Source organism: Aliivibrio wodanis (assembly GCF_052920805.1).
Map to the genome: position 1 here is coordinate 1,901,389 of NZ_JBREXA010000002.1, position 23,472 is coordinate 1,924,860.

Annotated in this window: 19 protein-coding genes, 1 other RNA gene and 4 pseudogenes; 4 read left to right on the top strand and 20 right to left on the bottom strand. The window is 39.8% G+C overall.

Going from position 1 to position 23,472, the window contains the following annotated elements:
* Positions 1 to 136: 136 nt before the first annotated feature.
* The 12 genes and pseudogenes from murC to rsmI all read right to left on the bottom strand — a co-directional run bounded on the left by murC (position 137) and on the right by rsmI (position 13,626).
* Positions 137 to 1,601 (bottom strand): annotated as a pseudogene (gene murC / locus ACU5DF_RS16665) (UDP-N-acetylmuramate--L-alanine ligase).
* A 17-nt stretch (positions 1,602 to 1,618) separates the two neighbouring features.
* Positions 1,619 to 2,684 (bottom strand): annotated as a pseudogene (gene murG, locus ACU5DF_RS16670) (undecaprenyldiphospho-muramoylpentapeptide beta-N-acetylglucosaminyltransferase).
* Positions 2,668 to 3,870: a cell division protein FtsW gene (gene ftsW / locus ACU5DF_RS16675; protein ID WP_446713606.1), complete on the bottom strand. Its 1,203-nt coding sequence runs from the start codon at positions 3,868 to 3,870 to the stop codon at positions 2,668 to 2,670. The pseudogene murG and the gene ftsW overlap by 17 nt, the downstream one beginning before the upstream one ends.
* Before the next feature lie 2 nt (positions 3,871 to 3,872).
* A complete protein-coding gene (murD, locus tag ACU5DF_RS16680) occupies positions 3,873 to 5,198 on the bottom strand; it encodes a UDP-N-acetylmuramoyl-L-alanine--D-glutamate ligase (RefSeq protein ID WP_446713607.1) in 1,326 nt (441 codons plus the stop codon).
* Between the two features lies 1 nt (position 5,199).
* Entirely contained in the window at positions 5,200 to 6,282 is a 1,083-nt protein-coding gene (gene mraY, locus ACU5DF_RS16685; protein WP_446713608.1) for a phospho-N-acetylmuramoyl-pentapeptide-transferase, read from the bottom strand.
* Positions 6,282 to 7,640 (bottom strand): UDP-N-acetylmuramoyl-tripeptide--D-alanyl-D-alanine ligase, encoded by a 1,359-nt coding sequence (locus tag ACU5DF_RS16690; RefSeq protein ID WP_446713609.1) that lies wholly within the window; start codon positions 7,638 to 7,640, stop codon positions 6,282 to 6,284. Before ACU5DF_RS16690 ends, mraY begins: the two co-directional genes overlap by 1 nt.
* Complete coding sequence (gene murE / locus ACU5DF_RS16695) at positions 7,637 to 9,118, bottom strand: UDP-N-acetylmuramoyl-L-alanyl-D-glutamate--2,6-diaminopimelate ligase (protein ID WP_446713610.1); 1,482 nt, start codon at positions 9,116 to 9,118, stop codon at positions 7,637 to 7,639. Before murE ends, ACU5DF_RS16690 begins: the two co-directional genes overlap by 4 nt.
* A 7-nt stretch (positions 9,119 to 9,125) precedes the next feature.
* Positions 9,126 to 10,865, bottom strand: coding sequence for a penicillin-binding transpeptidase domain-containing protein (locus ACU5DF_RS16700; protein WP_446713611.1), 1,740 nt, complete (start codon positions 10,863 to 10,865; stop codon positions 9,126 to 9,128).
* A complete protein-coding gene (gene ftsL, locus ACU5DF_RS16705; RefSeq protein WP_045101186.1) occupies positions 10,862 to 11,188 on the bottom strand; it encodes a cell division protein FtsL in 327 nt (108 codons plus the stop codon). The genes ACU5DF_RS16700 and ftsL overlap by 4 nt, the downstream gene beginning before the upstream one ends.
* On the bottom strand, positions 11,185 to 12,135 hold the full coding sequence (gene rsmH, locus ACU5DF_RS16710; protein WP_446713612.1) for a 16S rRNA (cytosine(1402)-N(4))-methyltransferase RsmH: 951 nt from the start codon (positions 12,133 to 12,135) through the stop codon (positions 11,185 to 11,187). Before rsmH ends, ftsL begins: the two co-directional genes overlap by 4 nt.
* Before the next feature lie 168 nt (positions 12,136 to 12,303).
* Positions 12,304 to 12,712, bottom strand: an RNA gene (gene rnpB / locus ACU5DF_RS16715) — RNase P RNA component class A.
* A 56-nt stretch (positions 12,713 to 12,768) separates the two neighbouring features.
* Positions 12,769 to 13,626 carry a 16S rRNA (cytidine(1402)-2'-O)-methyltransferase gene (gene rsmI, locus ACU5DF_RS16720; protein WP_446714265.1) on the bottom strand — a complete coding sequence of 286 codons (858 nt, stop codon included), beginning with the start codon at positions 13,624 to 13,626 and terminating at the stop codon, positions 12,769 to 12,771.
* 143 nt (positions 13,627 to 13,769) lie between these two features.
* Here rsmI and ACU5DF_RS16725 point away from each other — a divergent pair, with 143 nt between their 5' ends.
* The 4 genes from ACU5DF_RS16725 to ACU5DF_RS16740 are packed head-to-tail and all read left to right on the top strand — an operon-like array spanning position 13,770 to position 17,121.
* Entirely contained in the window at positions 13,770 to 15,581 is a 1,812-nt protein-coding gene (locus ACU5DF_RS16725; RefSeq protein WP_446713613.1) for a penicillin-binding protein activator, read from the top strand.
* Positions 15,562 to 15,933 (top strand): YraN family protein, encoded by a 372-nt coding sequence (locus ACU5DF_RS16730; RefSeq protein ID WP_045101182.1) that lies wholly within the window; start codon positions 15,562 to 15,564, stop codon positions 15,931 to 15,933. Before ACU5DF_RS16725 ends, ACU5DF_RS16730 begins: the two co-directional genes overlap by 20 nt.
* A 3-nt stretch (positions 15,934 to 15,936) precedes the next feature.
* Positions 15,937 to 16,527 (top strand): phosphoheptose isomerase, encoded by a 591-nt coding sequence (locus tag ACU5DF_RS16735; protein ID WP_045101181.1) that lies wholly within the window; start codon positions 15,937 to 15,939, stop codon positions 16,525 to 16,527.
* Positions 16,528 to 16,533: 6 nt separating this feature from the next.
* Positions 16,534 to 17,121, top strand: a complete 588-nt coding sequence (locus ACU5DF_RS16740) for a BON domain-containing protein (RefSeq protein WP_045101180.1) — start codon at positions 16,534 to 16,536, stop codon at positions 17,119 to 17,121.
* A gap of 288 nt (positions 17,122 to 17,409) precedes the next feature.
* On the opposite strand, the pseudogene ACU5DF_RS16745 reads toward ACU5DF_RS16740, so the two are convergent.
* From ACU5DF_RS16745 to rpsI, 8 genes and pseudogenes are all read right to left on the bottom strand, one after another.
* A pseudogene (locus ACU5DF_RS16745) lies at positions 17,410 to 18,288 on the bottom strand (IS3 family transposase); the annotation flags it as partial.
* The gene (locus ACU5DF_RS16750) at positions 18,252 to 18,758 is read right to left on the bottom strand and encodes a helix-turn-helix domain-containing protein (RefSeq protein WP_446711479.1); all 507 of its coding nucleotides are present in this window, start codon (positions 18,756 to 18,758) and stop codon (positions 18,252 to 18,254) included. The pseudogene ACU5DF_RS16745 and the gene ACU5DF_RS16750, both read right to left, overlap by 37 nt.
* An 89-nt stretch (positions 18,759 to 18,847) precedes the next feature.
* Positions 18,848 to 19,304 (bottom strand): annotated as a pseudogene (sspB, locus tag ACU5DF_RS16755) (ClpXP protease specificity-enhancing factor).
* Between the two features lies 1 nt (position 19,305).
* The gene (gene sspA / locus ACU5DF_RS16760; protein WP_045101178.1) at positions 19,306 to 19,941 is read right to left on the bottom strand and encodes a stringent starvation protein SspA; all 636 of its coding nucleotides are present in this window, start codon (positions 19,939 to 19,941) and stop codon (positions 19,306 to 19,308) included.
* 143 nt (positions 19,942 to 20,084) lie between these two features.
* The gene (locus ACU5DF_RS16765; protein ID WP_045101177.1) at positions 20,085 to 20,822 is read right to left on the bottom strand and encodes a cytochrome c1; all 738 of its coding nucleotides are present in this window, start codon (positions 20,820 to 20,822) and stop codon (positions 20,085 to 20,087) included.
* Positions 20,819 to 22,087, bottom strand: a complete 1,269-nt coding sequence (locus tag ACU5DF_RS16770; RefSeq protein WP_045101176.1) for a cytochrome b — start codon at positions 22,085 to 22,087, stop codon at positions 20,819 to 20,821. Before ACU5DF_RS16770 ends, ACU5DF_RS16765 begins: the two co-directional genes overlap by 4 nt.
* Positions 22,087 to 22,680: a ubiquinol-cytochrome c reductase iron-sulfur subunit gene (gene petA, locus ACU5DF_RS16775; protein WP_045101175.1), complete on the bottom strand. Its 594-nt coding sequence runs from the start codon at positions 22,678 to 22,680 to the stop codon at positions 22,087 to 22,089. The genes ACU5DF_RS16770 and petA overlap by 1 nt, the downstream gene beginning before the upstream one ends.
* 395 nt (positions 22,681 to 23,075) lie before the next feature.
* Positions 23,076 to 23,468, bottom strand: coding sequence for a 30S ribosomal protein S9 (rpsI, locus tag ACU5DF_RS16780; protein ID WP_045101174.1), 393 nt, complete (start codon positions 23,466 to 23,468; stop codon positions 23,076 to 23,078).
* Between the last annotated feature and the right edge of the window lie 4 nt (positions 23,469 to 23,472).

Below are 23,472 nucleotides of genomic sequence, written 5' to 3' on the forward strand. Positions count from 1 at the left end.
CAAAAATTAATTTATCGAATAATTAGAGAGGGAAACTCCCTCTATCTAACCTTTTAACAGAATATTATTAATAGAATAAAGATTCTATCTTATTATTCGCTTTTTTATTAGGCGTTCTAACTAAATTAAGCAAGAATTACGTAAACTCTTTCATTGTTTCAATATTTAATTTCATTGAAGCTAATTGTTTTGCGAGTTTTCCAATATCACCTGCACCTTGAGTAAGAACTAAATCACCTTCTTGAATGACATTAGCCAAAACAGGAGGTAGTGCTTCAATATTTGGTACAAAGATAGGATCAATTTTACCTCGACCACGAATAGTTCGGCATAATGCTCGTCCATCGGCACCTACAATTGGGGTTTCACCCGCAGAGTACACATCAAGCATGATAAGTACATCTACATTATCCAGTACATTCGCAAAGTCATCATATAAATCACGAGTTCTACTATAACGATGAGGTTGGAAAATCATAACTAAACGCTTATCGCTCCAACCTGCACGGGCTGCTTTTATTGTTACATCGACTTCTGTTGGATGATGTCCATAATCATCCACCAACATTGCAGAACCATTACCGGTTTCAAATTCACCTAATTGGTCAAAAACGACGACCTGCGCCTTCAAAATTCAAAAGAGCGGATAGAATTGCTTCATCCTCAACGTCCTCTTCTGTTGCTACTGCTATCGCAGCTGTTGCATTCAAAGCGTTGTGTTTTCCGGGGATATTAAGAATAATATCTAAATCAGTACGATCTTTTCTCTGTACTGTAAAGAAGCTTTGTTGAGCCACTTGACGATAGTTAATTAAGCGAACATCTGCATCTTCTGCAAAACCATACGTAATAACCTGGCGGCTCACTCGAGGTAATAATTCTCTAACTACATCATCATCAATGCACATAACCGCTTGACCATAAAATGGTAAGTTATGAAGAAAATCAATAAACGTTTGCTTTAATACTTCAAAATCGCCGCCATAAGTATCCATATGATCAGCTTCAATATTAGTAACAATACTTACCATTGGCTGAAGGTGTAAAAATGACGCATCACTCTCATCGGCTTCAGCGATAAGAACACGACTTGAGCCTAAACGAGCATTAGTGCCTGCATTTTTAACCAGACCACCATTTACAAACGTTGGATCTAATCCTGCTTCTGAGTAAATTTGCGTAGTTAAAGCTGTTGTTGTTGTTTTACCATGTGTACCGGCAACCGCAATGCCATGACGGTAGCGCATCAATTCTGCTAACATTTCAGCACGACGAATCACAGGGATACGATTTTCTTTCGCTGCTACAATCTCCGGGTTTGTTGGGTCAATAGCAGTCGATACAACAACAACGCTTGCTTTTTCAACGTTACTTTCTTGATGACCAAAAAAGATGTTAGCCCCTTTTTGAGCTAAACGAATCGTGACTGCATTTTCAGCTAAGTCAGATCCACTAATATGATAACCTTCGTTTAAGAGGACTTCAGCAATACCACTCATTCCTGCGCCGCCAATACCTACAAAATGAATACACTCTACACGACGCATTTCAGGGATCATGGTTCGAATTTGCGCTAATTGCAATTTTTGATCTTTTATCATTCTAAATCTCAATTCTTTTATTTTGCTAGGTCTTTAATCGCATTGGCAACTCGTACATCAGCGTCAGTAATTGCAGATTTACGTGCATTAGATGCCATTTCTAATAATTCTTTTCGTTCTAAGCCGTTCAATACATCAACCAAACCTTGAACTGTTAAGTCTTGTTGTTCAATCATTTTTGCTGCATCACACTGTACAAGGTGATCAGCATTTAATGCTTGCTGACGGTCTTTGTGCATAAAAGGAATAAATACAGAGCCAACACCAGCTGCTGAAACTTCAGATACCGTTAATGCGCCTGAACGACAAACCAATAAATCAGCCCATGCATAAGCTGCTGCAACATCATCAATAAACTCTGTTACGTTCGCGTCTGTAATTCCATTATCACAATATGCTTGATGAACCGTTTCTTGATTGCCTTTACCTGCTTGATGCCAAATTTCAACAGAGTGATTCAGTTTCGGTAATGCTTCTGGCAACGTCGTATTAAGAATACGGGCACCTTGGACTACCTCCCATGATTAATACACGGATAGGACCGCTACGTTCAGCAAATCGTTCGCTTGGATGAGGTAATTGACATACATCTTCCCTTACTGGATTGCCAACAACGTCTGCATTTGGAAAAGCCCCCGGAAATGCTTGAAATACACGTTTAGCAATTTTAGATAACCATTGATTAGTTAAACCTGCGACTGCATTTTGTTCATGCAATACAACAGGAATGCCAGATAACCAAGCCGCAATACCACCGGGACCACTTACGTATCCTCCCATACCTAATACGACATCAGGCTGCCAAGCTTGGATATGTTTCTTTGCTTGTGAAATCGCACCTAATATTTGAAATGGTGCCGCAAGTAGCTTTTTGAAGCCTTGGCCACGTAAACCTTTTACTTTGATAAAATCGATTTCAATACCATGCTTTGGTACTAAATCTGCTTCCATTCTATCTTCTGTACCTAACCAACGAATGTCCCATCCTTCACTTTGTAGTTGTTTTGCTACTGCTAATCCGGGAAATACATGACCGCCAGTACCACCAGCCATCACTAATAAACGTTTATTTTTGTTCTTCATTTTCGCTCCGTGGTGGCTCGTTTTCTAAAAAGACACGACATTCATGATCGATACGAATAAGCAGTGACACCGCAACTGACATAATAATTAAACTGGAGCCACCATAACTGATCAATGGTAACGTTAATCCTTTGGTTGGTACAATACCAGCTGCAGCACCGACATTAACTAATGTTTGAAACGCAAACCAAATACCAATACCAAACGCAAGAAAACCACCAAAACGTTGATCATGCTGCAGGCACGTGCGCCCAATAAAAAGTGCTTTTAATACTAAAGAAAAAATAAGAATTAGAATTAAAGAAACACCAACAAAACCTAACTCTTCTGCTACTACTGCAAATACAAAATCGGTATGAGCTTCTGGTAAATATTCTAATTTTTGAATCGAATTACCAAGCCCTTCCCCAAACCAACTACCTCGACCAAATGCCATTAGCGATTGAGTGAGCTGATAACCACTGCCAAACGGATCTTGCCATGGGTCTAAAAAGGAAGTAACACGACGCATACGATAAGGTTCTGCAATAATAAGAACAATAACTAAAGAAACACCACTAACTACTAACGCAATAAACTGCCATAACTTAGCTCCTGCGATAAACAGCATACCAATAGTAGTAACAAACATTACGATGGTTGTTCCTAAATCAGGTTGCATCAATAGAAAAAACGCTAGAGTAATAAGAACAAAAAGAGGTTTAACAAAGCCTTTAAAGCTCTCTCGTACTTCACCATGACGACGAACGAGATAACCAGAAATAAAAACAAATAAGGACAGTTTTGCAACTTCTGCTGGCTGCAAGTTAAAAATCCCTAATGGAAGCCAACGAGCAGCACCATTTACTGATTTCCCTACAACTAAAACAGCTGCTAATAATAAAATAGAAATAAGCAACAGATGGCTACTGTATTTTAACCAGTCATCCAATTTAATCCGTAGAACGACTGAAGATGCCCCTAAAGCTAAGCAAACAAACAACATATGACGAAGCATAAAGTGAAAAGGCTGGTCAGTTAATCGCGTACTAATAGGAAAGGAAGCTGAGCCAACCATGACTAAACCGGTTAGCATTAAACCAAGAGCGATCCAAATCAACTGACGATCAAACATCACTTTAGGTGACGGGGTTAAGCACCACTCTTGAACAGGGAACGTCCATTGTTTAATACGATCAATTATCAAAATTAACTCTCAGCTGAATACTGTTTTGCTAGTTGAGTGAAAGCATCACCTCTAGCCATGAAATTTGTGTACTGATCAAAACTCGCACATGCTGGAGATAACATCACCATGTCACCAGCGCTTAACGTAGGGAACAGAGTGTCAATTGCTTCATCCATTGTTTTACATAAACAAGAACGAGGATCTAACGGAATAAATTGATTTCCATCTTCACCAAAGCAATACATCATTACATTTAATGCTTTTAATGCTGGCGCTAGCTCTGAGAAATCAGCGCCTTTACCAACACCACCGACCAACAGATGTAATTTTCCATCAATTTTCAAACCAGACAATGCGGCCAATGTACTTGCCACATTGGTTGCTTTGGAGTCATTGACCCAACGAATGTCATGATTATCAACGACAACTTGACACCTGTGTGTCAATCCATTGTAAGTTCTTAATGTTTCTAGGGTTAAATCAAGATTAATTCCAACCGCATCCAATAAAGCAATCGCAACTAAGCTATTCGCTATATTGTGTTTACCCACTAAGCCTAATTCATCTGTTGCAAGAATTTCGGTTGAACCTTTTGCTAAATAATGAGCTTGATTTAATTCGATACAACCATAATCACCTTGATTAAAACCAAAGCTTTTCACGGTTTTATCTTCTGCTTCTGGATAGGTAGCTCTGTCATCACGATTCACGATACACACTTCTGCGTGATCAAAAATACGTAACTTAGCTTGACGATAATCGGCCATTCCTTGATATCTATCCATATGGTCTTCAGATAGATTTAAGAATGCAGCTGCTTTTAGTTTTAGTGACGAGGTCGTTTCGAGTTGGAAACTTGATAACTCAAGCACATAAAGATCAGCGTCTTGCTCTAAAAGATCCAGTGCAGCAAAACCAATGTTGCCACCTACAGCAGTTTTAACACCGGCGGCATTCGCCATTTCACCAGTTAAGTCCGTTACTGTGCTCTTACCATTAGACCCAGTAATTGCTATTACAGGAGCAGTTACAGCCCAAGCGAAAAGTTCGATATCACCAACAACTGGCGTACCTTTTTTAATCGCTGGCTGCAATTGAGGAGAAGCAAGAGCAATACCTGGGTTGGTTACAATAAGATCTGCTTCTAAAAGCCACGCTTGCTGCCAACCACCGGCATGTAGCTCAACCTGTTCAGGCAATTTTTCTTGGCCTGGCGGTGTTTCACGAGTATCAATAACTTTTACTATTAACGCTTCTGATTGTCTAAGTAAGTGCTTCACAACAGATAAACCTGTCATACCTAAGCCAACAACGACAACATTTTTAACACCACCAAAGCCAGTCATATTAACGTACCTTCAATGTCGCTAATGCAATCAGAACCAATAACATAGAGATAATCCAGAAACGTACAATAACACGCGGTTCTGGCCACCCTTTCAACTCATAATGGTGATGGATTGGTGCCATACGGAAAATACGTTGACCACGTAACTTGTACGAACCAACCTGTAAGATTACCGATAAGGTTTCAACAACGAATACCCCACCCATGATAACTAACAAGAACTCTTGACGAACAAGAACAGCTATTGTACCTAATGCACCACCTAGTGCTAATGAACCTACATCGCCCATAAATACTTGTGCTGGGTAAGTGTTAAACCATAGGAAACCAAAGCCAGCACCAACGATTGCGGCACAAACAACAACCAATTCACTTGCTTGTGGAATATGTGGAATATGTAAGTAATTCGCAAACTGTACATTACCCGTAGCCCATGCAATAAAAGCAAACCCGCCTGCCACAAATACTGTTGGCATAATAGCTAAACCATCTAAGCCATCAGTCAGGTTTACCGCGTTACTTGTACCAACAATAACAAAGTAAGTTAAAAGGATATAAGTCAAACCAAGCTGAGGCATTACATCTTTGAAGAACGGAACTACAAGTTGGGTTGCCGCTGTATCTTTACCATAAGCATACAAAGCAAAAGCAACAACTAATGCAATAGCTGACTGCCAAAAATATTTCCAACGGGCAATAAGTCCATCGCTATTTTTACGAACAACTTTTCGGTAATCATCAACAAAACCAACCGCACCATAGCCAAGTAAGACGAAGATAACCGCCCAGACATAAGGATTAGTTAAATCAGCCCATAAGAATACTGTCACCGTGATCGCGGTTAAGATCATGATACCGCCCATCGTTGGTGTACCACGTTTACTAAAATGAGACTCAGGGCCATCATCACGTACTACTTGACCAATTTGTAGGTTCTGTAACCATCGAATTAGCTTTGGTCCCATCCATAATGAAATTGATAGGGCTGTGATAATACTTAGAATAGCTCGAAAGCTAAGGTATTCAAATAAACGAAAAAACGGAAAATATTGCTCTAGAAAGTTTGATAACCAGATGATCATTACTGACACTCCTTAAGAGCAGAAACCACTTCGCTCATACGTGAACTATTGGCACCTTTTATTAACACGGTGACCTCATTATTTTTAATTAATTGTAATTCTTGCTGTAAATATTCATTTAGCGTATCCCGAGTAGAGAAATGATGACCATTACATAGTTCACTAATCACTCGCGTATCATCGCCAAAAGTAAGTACTTGCTCAAATTGATATGGGGCAGCATATTCACCAACTTCACGGTGAAGTGCAAGACTTTCTTCGCCAAGCTCTGCCATATTACCTAAAACAAGCCACCTCTGAGCAGAAAAAGCCCCTAACAAATCAATTGCCGCTTTTACTGCTGGAACACTGGCATTGTAAGTGTCATCGATCACTTTTAATCCCGAAGCTAATGTCTCAACCGCTACGCGACCTTTCACATTTCCTAATCGTTGGAGCCCTTGTTGAATGTCATCTAATGATATATTTGCTTGTAACGATAAAGCAGAAGCCGCTACTGCATTGGCTATATTATGCTTACCAATAATAGACAAAGAAACTAAAGTACTGCCGATAGGGGTATGCAATTGAAAGCTTGGCTCACCAATGGAATTAACCTCAATATTTGATGCATAAAAATCTGCACTGGTATCGGTCATCGAAAACGATAACACTTTTTTCCCATCAAATAATTCAGACCACTTAGGTAGACCATTACTATCTAAATTGTAAATAGCCGTACCGTTTTCTTGCAATCCTTCAAAGATTTCACCTTTGGCTTTAGCAACACCTTCTAGTGAACCAAAACCTTCCAAATGTGCTGCTGCAACATTATTGACTAACGCTACATTTGGACGAGCTAAACGAGTGGTGTACGCAATTTCATGTTGATGATTCGCTCCCAATTCAATAACCGCAAAGTCATCACTTGGTTGAGAGCGTAATAATGTCAATGGCACACCAATTTCATTATTAAAGTTACCCGCGGTCGCTAAGACGTTACCAGAGGTTTGTAATATTGAAGCAAGCATCTCTTTTACTGTCGTTTTTCCGCAACTTCCCGTTAAGGCAAAAGTCAATGTATCGCACTGTTGATGGATATTTTGAGCAATTAACCCTAACGCCTTTTGAGTATCTTGAACAATTATCTGAGGAAGAGAGCATTCAACTTTACGAGAAACAAGTAAAGCAACGGCTCCTTGTTCTTGAGCTGTCACAACAAAGTTATGAGCATCAAATCGCTCACCGATTAAGGCAACAAAAAGTCCTTCACTATCTATATTTCGGCTATCCGTAGAAACGGACGATATTTGGCAATCTGCACCAATAATTCGCCCATCACAAACGACGGCAATCTGGCTTAATGTCATAGCTATCATGATAATAATCCTAATAATTTTTGCGCACTTTCACGATCAGAGTAATGAATCGTTTTATTTGCAAGTACTTGATAGTCTTCATGCCCCTTACCTGCAAGCAAAATAATATCTTTCTTATCTGCTTGAGATAAAGCAAATTGACACGCTTCAAAACGATCATGAATCACATAAGCAGATTTAGGCTCTTTTAACCCAGAGAGCATATCTTTGGTAATAATTGTTGGGTCTTCAGAGCGAGGATTATCATCACTTAAAATGATCACATCAGCTTGGTGCTCAGCAATGCTAGCCATCATTGGACGCTTACCTGTATCTCTATCTCCACCACAACCAAAAATACACCATAATTTTCCATCACAATGTACTCGCAATGCTTGAAGTGCTTTCTCTAGAGCATCGGGGGTATGAGCATAATCGACAACAACTTTTGCTTTACTTTCTGAACTAAAAAGCTCCATTCGACCAATAACTGCTGTTAGCTTTGGTGCAGCTTCAGCTAACTTTTTAATATCGTAACCAAGAGAAAGAAGTGTGGCGAAAGCGACAAGAATATTACTCGCATTGAATGCCCCAATCAAAGGTACTGACAATGCAGTATCTCCCCAATCAGAAGATAGTGACAATTGGATCCCTTCGGTAGAATAAGTAACTGATGTGGCAAATACTTTTTTACCTGCATGAAAAGATACGCTTTCTTGATTTAAAGAGACACTCACAGCATGAGGCATCTCTTTTAACCATGCACAACCAACGGCATCATCCGCATTAATAATTGAATGCGTTGGTTGATGTGACGTAAATAACAATTTTTTCGCTTCAGCATAATTTTCCATATCACCGTGATAATCAAGGTGATCACGGCTTAAATTGGTAAATACTGCAGCATCAAACGATAAGGCATTTACTCTATTTTGAACAAGCCCATGAGATGAGATTTCCAGAGCGGTAAGTTTTGCACCGACACTTTCTAATTCACTAAGTGTTTGCTGGATCTCAATTGGACTACCTGTGGTATTTAATGCAGGTTTTAAATCTGTCAGTAAACCATTGCCCGTGGTTCCCATCACGCCTGCGGGAGTATCAAGTAACGTTGCCCACTGTGCAATAATCTGTGAAATGGTTGTTTTACCATTAGTACCTGTAATACCAACTAACTGCATTGTTCTTTGTTCTGCGCGGTAAAACCGTCCTGCTATTTCACTCAATTTTTCGGCTAATTGGTCAATATAAACAACGGGAACCAAATGAATAAGTTTAATGCTACCTTGCTTATTGTTCTCATCACTTTGAGCTACAACTGCTGATGCCCCTTGCTCAATAGCAGTAGGGATAAATTGTCGGCCATCAACGGCATGACCTTTAATTGCTACAAATAAACAACCCGGTGAGACTTTGCGACTGTCCAATGTCATGGATGAAATTGCCACAGTTTGAGTTAACTCACTCCAAGGCAACAGTAATTCAGATAACTGCATCATCAATATCCTAATTCAATACATCAATATGTTTTACGGTACTTTCGTCCGGCGCTACGTTCAGTATTTGCAGCGCATCTTTCATTACCTGACCAAAAATAGGCGCAGCAACTTGTCCTGCGTAATATTCATCGCCTTGTGGTTGGTTGACGATAGTCACCAATGCTATTCGTGGATTACTTACTGGTGCGACTCCCGCGGTAACGGTCATGTATTCATCGCTGTAACCACCACGAACTGCTTTACGCGAAGTTCCCGTCTTTGCTGCAACTCGATATCCAGGAACTGCCGCTTTAGTGGCTGTACCACCAGGTTGAGTTACGGTTTCCATCATTTCTAATACAGCTTTAGCATATTGGCGATTCACCACTTGCTTGCCTGGTGTTAAACCTGTTGTTTTCAAAATTGACAACGGACGATACTCACCATAAGCACCCAATGTTGCATAAGCGTGTGCTAATTGAATTGGGGTCACAGATAAGCCATAGCCAAAAGCCAGTGTAGCTATTTCAAAATCAGACCAGCGGCGGCGATCAGGGAAGATCCCTGTAGCTTCACCAATCAAGTTCAATCCAGAAGGATCAGCAAGACCAACTGCACTATATTCTCCCAATAATTCTTGAAGAGGCATCCCTAGTGCTAACGTTGCTACACCAATATTACTGGATTTCTTTAATATGGTGGTTAAATCCGCTTTACCTACTTTTGAACTATCGCGAACCCGACTGCCACCAATACGCATAATACCATTCCCAGTATCTACTACCGTATCTAGTGTTGCTGTTCCACCATCTAGAGCGGCAAGGACCACAAAAGGTTTTACGGTAGAACCAGGCTCTAATGTGTCAGTAATAACTCGGTTACGCATTCTAAAACTTTGCAATTGTTGACGATTGTTTGGGTTGTATGATGGTGCATTGACCATGGCTAACACTTCACCGGTTTTAATATCAATCATCACAACCGACCCTGACATCGCACGATAATCAGCGACCGCTTGTTTGATTGCACGATAAGCAATGGCTTGTAAACGCTGATCAATACTTAAAACTAAAGGTTTACCTTCTTGCTTTTCTTTAAGTGAAATATTTTCTACTACTCGACCATAACGATCTTTTCGAACAGTTCGTCGACCTGGTTCGCCAGTTAGCCAACCATCATAACTGCTCTCTATGCCTTCTAAGCCACGGCTGTCGATTCCTGTTACACCAATAACATGCGCACTGATTTCACCACTAGGGTAGTAGCGACGAGACTCAGCTTTTAGTCCAATACCAGCAAGTTTTAATTTTTTAATATAAGCGGCTACCGCAGGGGATATTTGGCGCTGAAGATAAATAAAACGACGTTTCTTATTTTTCTCAATTTTAGACAGCATTTCCTTTCGCTTTAAGCCTAAAACATCAGCCAAAGCATGCCAACGCTCAACCTCAACTAACCCCCCCTCTTTATAGATAGTGACAGGATCAGCCCAAACCGCATCAACAGGGACACTTACCGCTAATTGTTCATCATTACGATCAGAGATGATCCCACGAGCTGAATGCAGAGCTTTAACTCGAATAGAACGCATATCACCTTGCTTAATAAGGTTGTCAGGTTCAATCACTTGAATATAAGCAGCTCGTGCAATTAAGATCGCTAACGCTAGAAAAATGAAGAAAACAATAACGCCAAAGCGCCACGGAATGAGAGTCGGCGGCGCTTTGGTAATTCGTTTATTATTTTTTTTTCTATTTGGTAATTTCATTGTAGTTTTATTATAACTTCTTTATCTGGTGCGGGACGTTCCATATCGAGCTCTTGCACAGAGCGTAATTGAACTCGGCTATGCTCTGCTAACGCACTCTCTTCTAAAATCAAGTTACGCCATTCACCATCTAATATATCTTTTTCAAGCAATAGGTTTTCACGTTTAACCGTCATTTGGCGGGTATTATGTGTTGCCAATACGACACTTATTGCACTGACAAATATAATAAATAATAAAATAGCGTGAAGACGACCTACACCAAAAAGGTCTAGGCCAATCATTTTTGTTAAATTAGACGATGAAAGGGAATTTTGACTCATAAGCGCTCAGCGATACGTAAAACAGAACTACGTGAACGAACATTTACATCAACTTCACTAACGGTAGGCTTAATTGCTTTACCAATAGGCTTCATTTTTGCACTACCTAATGCTTTGATTTGGTCTTCCGTTAATGGCAAGCCATGAGGTACTTGTGGGCCTCTGCTTTCTTTACGAATAAAGTGCTTAACCATGCGGTCTTCTAATGAATGAAAACTGATTACCGACAATCGACCTTCAGGTGCTAATACATCTAATGCCCCTTTTAGTGCTGTATCAATTTCATCTAATTCACTGTTGATATAAATTCGAAATGCTTGGAAAGTACGAGTCGCTGGGTGCTTCTTTTCTTTATAGTTCTTAGGAGCAACGTCCGAAATTAATTTAGCTAACTGGCTTGTACGTGTTAATGGCTCATTTTCTTCATTTTCACGATAAGCAACAATACCTTTTGCAATACGCCACGCGTGCTTGTCTTCGCCAAATTCACGAATAACCCAAGTAATATCTTCTACATCAGCATCTAATAACCACTGAGAAACGGGCATTCCAGACGTAGGGTCCATACGCATATCTAAAGGACCATCTTTCATAAAACTAAAACCACGGTCTGCATCATCGAGCTGTGGGGATGACACACCTAAATCAAGTAATATTCCATCAATTTTACCTACTAAATCAAGCTCTTCAACATATTGTTTCAAGCCTGAAAATGGACCGTGAATAATAGTAAAATTAGGATCTGTAATGGTTTTTGCTTCTGCAATTGCTTGAGGATCACGGTCTATACTATACAAACGTCCATGTTCACCTAATCGAGATAAAATTTGGCGACTGTGACCACCACGACCAAAAGTACCGTCAATATAGATACCATCAGGTTTAATCGCCAAGCCATCAATAGATTCATGAAGAAGGACAGATACGTGTTGAAATTGTTCAGACATAGTGAGTATTTACTACCGTAATTATAAGAATAAGCAACTGAGTTTTAGCTTCAAATTGTAAACTAAAAATACAGAGATGTGTGTCAATTTAGTGATAATTCTAAACCAATGTTGCAGAAAGCACAAAGCCCACCATAACACTACCGAAATAGTACTATGGTGGGCTAAGTTAGGAGCCGACATATAAGCCGGGTTCTGTCCCGCTTGCGCGGTGGTAACCATTCGTCTAGGCCTGCAATCGCTCACAGGCTCAAGCAATCTACCCGCCCCCAAACACGAGCAATGCTATGTGAGGGCCTATTTGATCTTGCTCCGGGTGGAGTTTACCTTGCAACGCACTATTACTAGACGCCCGGTGCGCTCTTACCGCACCCTTTCACCCTTACCTGTGCTTACTTCCCTACTCCGAAGAATAAAAGAAGATTAAGCCATCGGCGGTTTTCTCTCTGCTGCACTTGTCGTGGGCTTGCGCCCCCCAGGCGTTACCTGGCACCCTGCTCTATGGAGCCCGGACTTTCCTCCCCTCCATCAGTCTCCCGAAGGACATCAATGAAGCAGCGATTACCGAGTCAGCTCCTGAGGCGAATAATATAAGAGTCAGTAATAAGTTACCACCCCTTTTTCATTATTATTCTAATCTAAATGCTCTAAACCCCATTTATACAGGGCATTTTTCTTCACACCGTGGATTTCAGCCGCCATAGCTGCTGCTTTTTTAAGCGGAAGCTCTTTTACAAGAATAGAGACAGAGCGTGTTGCTTCAAATGGAAGCTCGTCTTTTACTTCACTTCTAAAGCCATGAACCAATAGAACCATTTCACCACGCTTACGGTTATCGTCCTCTTTGACCCACTCGATCAATTCACCTAATGGTGCACCATGAATGGTTTCATATCTTTTTGTTAATTCACGAGCGAGAACGACCTGTCTTTCTGCACCCAGAACAGTCAACATATCGTCCAGAGAATCCATAATACGATGTGGTGATTCATAAAAGATACAAGTTCGCTCCGCCTGAGCTATCTCTTCAAATTTATCGCGACGCCCTTTACTTTTTGGTGGTAAAAAACCTTCAAAGCTAAAACGATCCGATGGTAAACCCGCTGCTGAAAGTGCAGTGATCACAGCACAAGCACCAGGTAAAGGCACGACATTGACATTAGCTTGACGACAACGGTTAACCAAATGATAACCGGGATCACTGATTAACGGTGTTCCCGCATCTGAGACAAGCGCAATAGATTTGCCTTGTTGTAATTTACTGATCAACAGGTCTGCTTTATGCTGTTCATTATGATCATGCAATGCAAATGTTTGACTAGAAATACCAAAGTGAGACAATAACTTGCCTGTATGTCGAGTATCTTCAGCTGCGATTAAGTCAACGGATTTTAAAACCTCTAAAGCTCGCTGTGTTATATCTCCTAAATTACCGATTGGCGTAGGAACAATGTACAAAGTTGCAGTCTCTACCAACAGATAAATTGTGATCTGTCATTTGTTTACTATCTCTTCTGCGATTAATATAGGGAATATGAATAGACATCACTATAATCAAAATAATATTTTAGCTGTTCGGGTGATTAGCATCCATAGTAACAACAGCCCTTTTAATTAGGACCAGTATATTACCCATGGCAAATATGACCCTTAGAAAGAACAGTGTAACACGCCTTATTGCTCCTGTAGCCTTAGCACTCACATTGGCTGCTTGTTCAGGCTCACCAAAAGTACCGGAATATCTTGATATTACGCAGTTACCATCAGAAACCAGCAGTTCTTATATTTTAAAAGCTGATAAACAGCAAGGAGTTGTTCAAGCTGATCTTCTAATCATGGCGCTTAAAGCTTCTGTACAAGAACAAGATATAACATTAACAAAAAATCTTCTGATACGTTTATCTGGTATGCAATTGTCACCAGTACAAACTGCTGAAGTTCAATTGATTCATGCAGATATGCTTAAATCACAACACCTATATGAAAAAGCACTCCAAGAATTAAACTTTCAAGCATGGTGGAAAATAGAAAATACTCAGTGGATTAAATACCATGAAACTCGTCATGAGCTGTATTTATTCACGGCTGATAATCTTAGCGCTGCGCGCGAGCTGATAGCACTGAATGCTTTTATTTCTGATGCTCAAAAAGAACAGCTTTGGGCGCGAGTCTGGGGAAATATCTCATCATTAAGTAACACTAGCTTACAAGAAGTAAAGCTAGATGAACGCGAAACTGTATTACATGGCTGGGTGCAGCTTGCTGTCTATTTAGACACGTTAAAACACTCTCCATCACGATTACAAGAGGCGCTTAATGATTGGCTACAGGCGAACCCCACTCACCCTTCGGCAACCTATACACCTCAAGAAATTACAAATATCTTAGCTCTTGAAATAACTCGCCCAGATAACGTAGCTTTACTTCTCCCTTTAACTGGTCGTTTTGGTTCTCAAGGCATACGTGTTCGTGATGGTTTTATTAATGCCATGATGGAAGACAACGAACGTAGTGAAGCAACTATATTGAAGGTGATAGACACTCAAGCTACTCCAATGGAAGACATCATTACAAGTTTAGAAAAAGAAGAAATTCAATTTGTTGTTGGTCCACTTGTCCGTAGCAAGATTGAGGAATTCCAATCCCTAAACAAGACGAATACGGCTCAGATAGCACTCAATATACCCAATGAAATCAATAGTGAAAAAAATAGCTGCTATTTTACATTATCTCCAGAACAAGAAGCGGAACAAGCAGCGATTCACTTATTTAAACTTGGGCATAAACATCCTTTATTCCTAGCTCCACAAGGAAAAATGGGAGAGCGTTTAAGCCAAGCTTTTAGTGATAAATGGTTCCAATTAACGGCAAAAAAACCTTCAGTAAGTTACTTTGGAACTAAATCTCAGCTACAGAAAAAAGTTAATAGTGTATTTGGCATAGAAAGCAGCCAAGCTCGCATTTATCAAATGAACGCACTGACAAATATGGAATTAGAAGCACAACCTCGTAGTCGTCGTGATATTGATGCCGTTTATATGGTTGCAAAAAGTAGTGAATTGGTACTACTAAAGCCTTTTATTGATGTTGCGATAAACCCTGGAATTACACCACCAAAACTGTATGCAAGTTCCCGCAGTAACAGTGGTCGCCAAACTCAATTAGCAGAAGTTCACGGTATTGAATTTAGCGATATTCCCCTGCTAATTAATGAAGACCATAGCTTCAAAACACAATACTCTGAACTTTGGCCAAAAAGCAGCAATGGTGAAACTCGACTTCATGCTTTAGGTATGGATGCTTATCAATTAATTACTGAATTACCACAAATGAAAGCCGTTGAAAATTACCATATGGATGGTAAAACTGGCATTTTAAGCATTAATCAACACTGTGTAATTCAACGACAAATGAGTTGGGCAACACATGGAGAAAAAACAGAATAAACGAGCTAAAGGTGAATATTATGAGTTGGTTGCACAGCGGTATTTAGAACAGCACCAACTCACATTCATTGCTCGTAACTTTCATTCAAAAACAGGTGAGATCGATCTCATTATGCAAGATCGAGATACTTTGGTATTTGTTGAAGTAAAATATAGAACCAGTGCAAATTACGGTTCTGCTCAAGAAATGGTAACATGGCAGAAACAGCGTAAATTACAGCGAACCGCTCTCTTTTGGCTCATGAAAAATGGGCTCTCTGTTGAACATACATCTTTTAGATTTGATGTAGTTGCTATCCACTCTCAAGGTAAGGAAATCAACTGGATCAAAAATGCGATTGTTGAAGGGTAAACAATGCTAGAACACATCAAAGAAAGTTTTACTGAAAGTATTCAAATTCAAATTGCTGCAGCCGAAGCGCTTCCAGATCATATTATGCATGCATCTCAAGCTATGGTGGCAACATTATTAAATGGCAATAAGATTTTATGCTGTGGTAATGGCGGATCAGCTTCTAATGCACAGCAATTTGCATCCTGTTTATTAAACCGTTTTGAAACTGAACGCCCTAGCTTACCTGCGATGGCGCTAACAGCTGATACTGCAACTTTAACAGCTATCGCTAATGACTATAATTATAATGAAATTTTCTCTAAGCAAGTCCGTGCACTAGGCCAGCCAGGGGATATCCTACTTGCAATTTCCACTAGCGGGAATAGTCAAGATATCTTAAAAGCAATGGAAGCTGCTGTGAGTCGAGATATGACGATCATAGCCTTAACAGGTATGGATGGTGGCATAATTGCAGGTCTCTTAGGTGAATCAGATGTTGAGATTCGTATTCCTTCTCATCGTGTAGCTCGCATTCAAGAGGTTCATCTTTTAACTTTACACTGTATCTGCGATCTTGTTGATCAGGTTCTTTTTCCACAACATTCAGAGTAACTAAAAATGAGAACACTAAAGCTTAGTGCAATATTATTTTCTGTCTTATTACTTCAAGGTTGTGCCGGTTTATTCATTGCAGGAGCTGCAACTACTGCTTCTGTTGTTACAGATAACCGAACTATGAAAGAGCAACTAACAGATCAAAATTTATCACTAGAAGCTACTGGTTTAGCAAATAAAGCTCCCTTTCAATATAACATGCGAGTTAGTGCTGTCACTTATAATGGAAAAGTGTTGCTTATCGGGCAAGCCAAAGATGCTAATGTAAACCAACAATTTGAGAAAAAAATTAGAAATATGGACGGAGTGAATACCGTTTATAACCAAATTCGAATTCGTCCATTATTAACCTTTACTCAGATTAATAATGACAGCTGGATAACAACAAAAGTAAAGTCATCGCTATTGGCTAAATCAGAGTTGAACGGGATAAAAATCAGTGTATTCACCGAAGCTCAAGAAGTATTCTTAGTGGGTTTTGTTACTGAAGAACAAGGCAATATAGCAACAGAAGTCACTCGAAATATAAAAGGGGTTAAAGGAGTCATTAAAGCCTTTGAATATGGCCAAGGTGACAACCTTGGAGAATAACTTATTTTTGTGATCCCAATGTAGCTAGTTAGATGTGCTAATTATTATTGGAATTATACTAATCACAGTAAGTAAGTGATCAGAAATAGCGAAGATAAAATGCTTGAGAACAAGGCGAAATTTTTCGATAAGTAGTTATTCTACAATCAAAAAATTCAACGCCGTTATCGAGTATTTTAACCAGTTAGGATGATCAATTATTTACTACGATTGGTATTAGTATTATAAAGATTGCACTCAGAAAAAAGCCTGCATAATGAAGTGACCCCGTTAAGTTGGACATTTTAGTTAAGCGGCTTGTAAGGCCTGGTTTCGATATTCTATCGGAGTCAGGCCTTTTAGTTTTACCTTAATCCGCTTCGTATTGTAATACTCGATATATTCTTCGATCTTTTCTATTAACTCATCTGCATCCTTGAAGATGTATCCATGATACATTTCAGTTTTAAGTAAACCAAAGAAATTTTCAGCTACTGCATTATCTAAGCAGTTTCCTTTTCTAGACATACTTTGTTGAAGCCTATGCTTTACAAGTTCCTGTTGATAAGTCTTATGTCGATATTGCCAACCTTGATCACTGTGTAAAATTGGCTTCGAGCCCTTACTTAGTTTGCCTATTGCTTCTTTAAGCATATCCGTGACTAGCGGTAAACGTGCATTCTTTGTCACTTTATAAGCGATAACTTCTTGATTGAATAAATCAACCACTGGCGATAGGTAAACTTTTTGTCCGTTAACTTTAAATTCTGTTACATCGGTTACCCATTTCTCATCTGGTTTCGTAGCACTAAAATCCCTTTCAAGTACATTTGGGACTGATTTACCCACCTCTCCTCGATAAGAACGATATTTTTTGGGTCTTACTATAGATTTTAGGTTTAGTTGCGCCATCAGCCTTTGTACTGTTTTATGATTCAGCTCTACACCTTTTCTTCGCATAGCTAAATGGATCCGTCGATAGCCATAACGTCCTTTATGTTCATGGTAGATAGACTCAATCATCTCTAACTCATGCTCATAAGTATCAGGCCTTCTACTTATTTGAGCCTGATAATAGAAGACACTTTTTGCCAAACTGGTGATACGAAGTAAATATTTTAAAGGGTAATTAGCTTTGAGAGCTAAAACAATTAACGCTTTTTCTTTGTTTGTTGGCGTTTTTTCTGTTTCAGCTCTTCGAACTTTTTTAGAACAGCATTCTCTGTTCGTAAATAACTTAACTCTTCTCTTAGCTCTTCAATGGTCATTTCGTCATCTGATTTTTGTGTAGTATTGGATAATAATTTCATTGAAGGCCTTCCTATATTACTATTCTTGAGTCCCTTAAACCCCGCTTCATTATATGTTTTAAGCCAGACTGATAGCGTGCCAGGGGAGGATAAGTTTAATACTGCACTAGTGTGAGTGAGAGACCAACTGTTAGTCCACATTAATTTCAATGCTTGTAATTTTGTTTTGGCATTATCGGCATGTGTAGTTGGTAAAAATGAGTTTTTACCATGGATAGAAAATACTTGAGTCCAATATCGTATCTGACGAGCAGATATCGAATATTCTTTAGATAATTGAATTGATGTACGACTAACTAAGCACTGCTTAGCAATAATTAGTTTTAGCTCACGACTATATTTGGACATAAAAAAGACCCTCAGTAATTGGTTGTCCAATTATTGGGGGTCAGTTCATAATGCAGGCTTTTTAGTAGGAACTATTTAAGTAAACTCAGTTATTTAACTACTCGTAAACTTGGACGACCTGTTGGTCGCTGTGGCTCTGGTCCATCATCAGATAAGCTAGCAGTTTCTGAAGTTAATTTATCTTCTTCAAAAATACCTTCTTCTCCAGTCAACTCATAAGCCTCTTCAGGTTCAAACATAGTACCAGCGCCATTTTCACGCGCGTATATAGCTTGAATTGCATATAGAGGTAAAATCAGCGAATGTGGACGACCGCTAAAACGGGCATTAAATGTCACCGCTTCATTACCCATTTTCCAAGTTACCTACAGAGTGTGGTGCCACGTTTAAAACGATTTGACCATCTTGAATAAACTCTTCTGGTACTCTAACTCCATTCATTGTTGCATCAACAACAAGATGTGGAGTTAACTCGTTATCTACAATCCATTCATAGAATGCTCGTAACAAGTATGGGCGACGCGGCATCATTGAACTCATATCCATACTAGTTTGTTAGACGCAGTTCACGTTCAGCTTCAGTTAACGAAGCTAGGAACGAATCACGTTCAAAAACACGGTTCATGTAGATTTTTAGTTCTTTAGCGCCAGGGCCTGATAACTCGATACCCATTGACGGTAAACGCCATAATAACGGAGCTAAATAACAGTCAACTAAACTAAACTCATCACTCATGAAATAAGTATATTCAGCAAAGATTGGACCTAACATTAGTAAATCATTACGTAACTTAGCACGAGCAGCTTCTGATTCTTCAAAAGAACCTTTCACAACTTTCTCTGCTAATGAATACCAGTTAGTTTCAACACGGTGCATCATTAGACGACTGTTACCACGAGCTACAGGGTAAACAGGCATCAATGGCGGATGAGGAAAACGCTCATCTAAATATTCCATGATGATATTTGAATTGTATAGAGCAAGCTCACGATCAACTAGCGTTGGTACAGTTTTGTAAGGGTTTAATTCTACAAGTTCTGCAGGCAAGTTGGATGGTTCAACCAATTCAACTTCAACACTTACACCCTTCTCAGCAAGTACGATGCGTACTTGATGACTGTACATGTCAGAAGCGTCTGAAAAAAGCGTCATTACTGAGCGTTTGTTGGCAGCAACAGCCATTGAGCCCTCCGGTATTTATCTAGGAGCAAAAGCACCATATTGTTGGTGCTTGTCAGCTACCATTCAATCTGAAATAGTAGTGACACAAAAACAATGGAGGCTTAGCCTCCATTGCGTACAATTAACGATCTAGAATATCACGATTAGTGGACATCGCGCCAATATTCTTTCTTAAGCAGATAGCAAACAAAGGCAAATATCACTAAAAAGCCCATAACCCACCAACCTAAACGATGACGTTCAAGCTGCACAGGATCACCTGAGTATTCTAAAAAGTTAACTAAATCACGAACGGCAACATCATATTCACCAGTACTAAGTTCACCAGTGCCATCAGATTCAACCCCTACTACCACTTTATGTTCAACACCATCAACTGTTGTTGTTTCATAAATAGGAGTAGTTACGCCTTGTAGTTCTTGAAATACATGAGGCATACCAACACTAGGGAAAACCATATTGTTTACACCAAACGGACGCGTTGGATCAGCATAGAATGTACGTAGATACGTATATAACCAATCCGTTCCTCGAACACGAGCTACAAGAGTTAGATCTGGTGGCGGAGCACCAAACCAGTTCGCCGCTTGCTTTTCAGGAATTGCGTTCTCCATCAAATCGCCAATTTTAGCGTTCGGATTAAAAACAAGATTATCCATCATTAGATCAACAGGAATACCTAAATCCTCTGCTACTCGACCGTAACGTTGATACTGAGTTGAGTGACAACCAGCACAATAGTTCATGAATAACTTCGCACCATTTTGAAGCGATGCTTGGTCACGTATATCATTGTTTGCTTTATCTAATGGAACGCCAGCCCCAGCAGCCATTGCCATTGACGGCAACAAAGCAAAAAGTACTAAAATCAACTTTCTCATTTGAATGTCACCCTCTCTGGTAATGGTTTTGTCACTTCATTTTTACTGTAAACAAACAGAAGAACAAAAAACATAAAGTAAGTTAAGCTGAATATTTGTGCTAGTAACGTATACAACGCCGTTGCTGGTAATGCACCTAAAATACCAAGAGCAATAAAGCTAATAGTGAATTGGGCAATATTCAATAAGTGTAACTTACTACGGTAGCGATATGAGCGTACTTTACAACGATCTAGCCATGGTAGAAGGAACAGAACAACAATCGACGCTCCCATTGCAGCAACACCAATTAACTTATCTGGTACCGCACGCAAAATTGCATAGAATGGTGTGAAATACCAAACAGGAGCAATGTGCTCTGGTGTTTTCAGCGGATTTGCCGCTTCAAAGTTAGGTCCTTCTAGGAAATACCCTCCCATCTCTGGGTTAAAGAACAGCACATAACAGAAGAAGAACAAGAAGCCAGCAACACCGATCATATCTTTTACTGTGCCATAAGGATGGAACGGTACAGAATCAATGATGTTATATTTCGTCGTATAATATTCGTGAAATTTAAATTGAGTCTTATGGTCACCTTTATCATCTTTTGCTTTTGGTATTTTCAGCTCGATACCATCAGGGTTATTTGACCCAACTTCATGCAAAGCAAGTACGTGTAGAACAACCAATAGCAGCAATACAATAGGTAATGCAATCACATGCAGAGCAAAGAAGCGGTTGAGCGTCGCCCCTGAAATTACATAATCACCACGGATCCACAATGTCAAGTCATCACCAATAACTGGAATTGCACCAAATAGTGAAATAATAACCTGAGCACCCCAGTATGACATCTGACCCCATGGTAATAAGTAACCCATGAACGCCTCAGCCATTAGAACTAAGAAGATCAACATACCAAATAACCACAAGAGCTCACGAGGCTTCTGGTAAGAACCGTAAATCAAACCACGATACATATGAAGGTAGACGACAACAAAAAACGCTGACGCGCCTGTTGAGTGCATATAACGCAACAACCAACCGTAATCAACATCGCGCATGATGTATTCAACAGAAGCAAATGCACCTTCACCAGAAGGAACATAGTTCATCGTTAGCCAAATACCAGTCACAAGTTGGTTAACAAGCACTAGCATCGCTAATGAACCAAAAAAGTACCAAAAGTTAAAGTTTTTCGGCATCGGATATTCAGATAAATGCTTTTTATAAGCATTCATCGCGGGTAGACGTTTTTCTACCCAATCAAGTAATGGCTGCATTACGCCTCCCCTCCGTCATCAACCCCAATTAGGATTCGAGTATCACTAAGGTACATATGTTTAGGAACCACAAGATTCAATGGCGCAGGTACACCTTGAAATACTCGACCAGCCATATCAAACTTAGAGCCATGACACGGACAAAAGAAGCCAGAATTAACCCCTTCGACTTGCTCACTAAAACTGTCTGGTAAATAGGTAGGTGAACAGCCAAGGTGAGTACAAATACCAACGGCTAAAAATATTTCAGGTTTAATTGAACGATATGAATTCTGTGCATATCCAGGTTGCTGTTCTTCTCCTGAAGATGGATCTCTAAGTTGTCCATCAATTTCTGTCAACGACTGTAGAAGTGCTTCTGAACGACGAACAACCCATACAGGCTTTCCTCGCCACTCAACACGAACCATCTGTCCATCTTCAAGCTTACTGATGTCTACTTCGACCGGTGCACCTGCAGCTTTCGCTCTTGCACTCGGATTCCAAGATTTAATAAAAGGTACGGCCACCGCTGCTGCTCCTAAACCACCAACAACAGCTGTTGTTGCAGTTAAGAAACGACGTCGACCATTACTCACTGGCGCATTGCTCATCCAACTTTCTCCCATGTGCTCTTATGTAGTTTTTATTATGTCCATACATTTTTGAGCTACGGCTAACTTTCAAGGTGTGATACAACAGAATTTTGATGTTCTAAACTCTAAAACAGATCAAGGAATTCGTTCATAATTATTATGCTGTTGTTTTAACCCATAAATGATAAAGAAAACCTTACTTTTTGACAAGGTAAAGCTACTTTTTTGCAACATTTGTGAACTAGGTAGACTTTTTTAAGCGAGACGGAAGAAAAGGGAAGAAAAGATAAGATAATTCAAGTGATGAAGAGTAGCTGAACTCACAAAAACAAAAAAAGCCCAACATAAATGCTGAGCTTTTTCCACAATAACCAAAGTAGCTTTGAAACCAAAGCCACTTGGTAAGCGTAATATTAACGCTTAGAGAATTGTGGTTTCTTACGAGCTTTACGTAGACCAACTTTCTTACGTTCAACGCAACGAGCGTCACGCGTAACATAGCCAGCAGCACGTAGTGCAGGACGTAATGATTCATCGTATTGCATAAGAGCGCGTGTGATACCGTGACGGATCGCACCAGCTTGACCAGAAATACCACCACCAGAAACAGTGATGAATAGGTCTAGTTTATCAGTCATTTCAACTAGCTCTAGAGGTTGGTTAACAACCATACGTGCTGTTGGACGACCGAAGTAAACATCAAGGCTACGCTTGTTGATTACGATGTTGCCAGTACCCGGTTTAATAAAAACACGAGCTGCTGAGCTTTTACGGCGACCAGTGCCGTAGTATTGATTCTCTGCCATTGCC

Excerpts from the sequence above, each read along its gene's own strand:
- ftsL (WP_045101186.1), bottom strand. The coding sequence starts at position 11,188 with ATGAGTCAAAATTCCCTTTCATCGTCTAATTTAACAAAAATGATTGGC.
- ACU5DF_RS16725 (WP_446713613.1), top strand. The coding sequence starts at position 13,770 with ATGGCAAATATGACCCTTAGAAAGAACAGTGTAACACGCCTTATTGCT.
- mraY (WP_446713608.1), bottom strand. The coding sequence starts at position 6,282 with ATGATCATCTGGTTATCAAACTTTCTAGAGCAATATTTTCCGTTTTTT.
- ACU5DF_RS16730 (WP_045101182.1), top strand. The coding sequence starts at position 15,562 with ATGGAGAAAAAACAGAATAAACGAGCTAAAGGTGAATATTATGAGTTG.
- ACU5DF_RS16740 (WP_045101180.1), top strand. The coding sequence starts at position 16,534 with ATGAGAACACTAAAGCTTAGTGCAATATTATTTTCTGTCTTATTACTT.
- ACU5DF_RS16690 (WP_446713609.1), bottom strand. The coding sequence starts at position 7,640 with ATGATAGCTATGACATTAAGCCAGATTGCCGTCGTTTGTGATGGGCGA.
- ACU5DF_RS16765 (WP_045101177.1), bottom strand. The coding sequence starts at position 20,822 with ATGAGAAAGTTGATTTTAGTACTTTTTGCTTTGTTGCCGTCAATGGCA.
- ACU5DF_RS16770 (WP_045101176.1), bottom strand. The coding sequence starts at position 22,087 with ATGCAGCCATTACTTGATTGGGTAGAAAAACGTCTACCCGCGATGAAT.
- ACU5DF_RS16735 (WP_045101181.1), top strand. The coding sequence starts at position 15,937 with ATGCTAGAACACATCAAAGAAAGTTTTACTGAAAGTATTCAAATTCAA.
- petA (WP_045101175.1), bottom strand. The coding sequence starts at position 22,680 with ATGAGCAATGCGCCAGTGAGTAATGGTCGACGTCGTTTCTTAACTGCA.
- murE (WP_446713610.1), bottom strand. The coding sequence starts at position 9,118 with ATGATGCAGTTATCTGAATTACTGTTGCCTTGGAGTGAGTTAACTCAA.
- ACU5DF_RS16700 (WP_446713611.1), bottom strand. The coding sequence starts at position 10,865 with ATGAAATTACCAAATAGAAAAAAAAATAATAAACGAATTACCAAAGCG.
- rpsI (WP_045101174.1), bottom strand. The coding sequence starts at position 23,468 with ATGGCAGAGAATCAATACTACGGCACTGGTCGCCGTAAAAGCTCAGCA.
- ACU5DF_RS16750 (WP_446711479.1), bottom strand. The coding sequence starts at position 18,758 with ATGTCCAAATATAGTCGTGAGCTAAAACTAATTATTGCTAAGCAGTGC.
- sspA (WP_045101178.1), bottom strand. The coding sequence starts at position 19,941 with ATGGCTGTTGCTGCCAACAAACGCTCAGTAATGACGCTTTTTTCAGAC.
- rsmH (WP_446713612.1), bottom strand. The coding sequence starts at position 12,135 with ATGTCTGAACAATTTCAACACGTATCTGTCCTTCTTCATGAATCTATT.
- murD (WP_446713607.1), bottom strand. The coding sequence starts at position 5,198 with ATGACTGGCTTTGGTGGTGTTAAAAATGTTGTCGTTGTTGGCTTAGGT.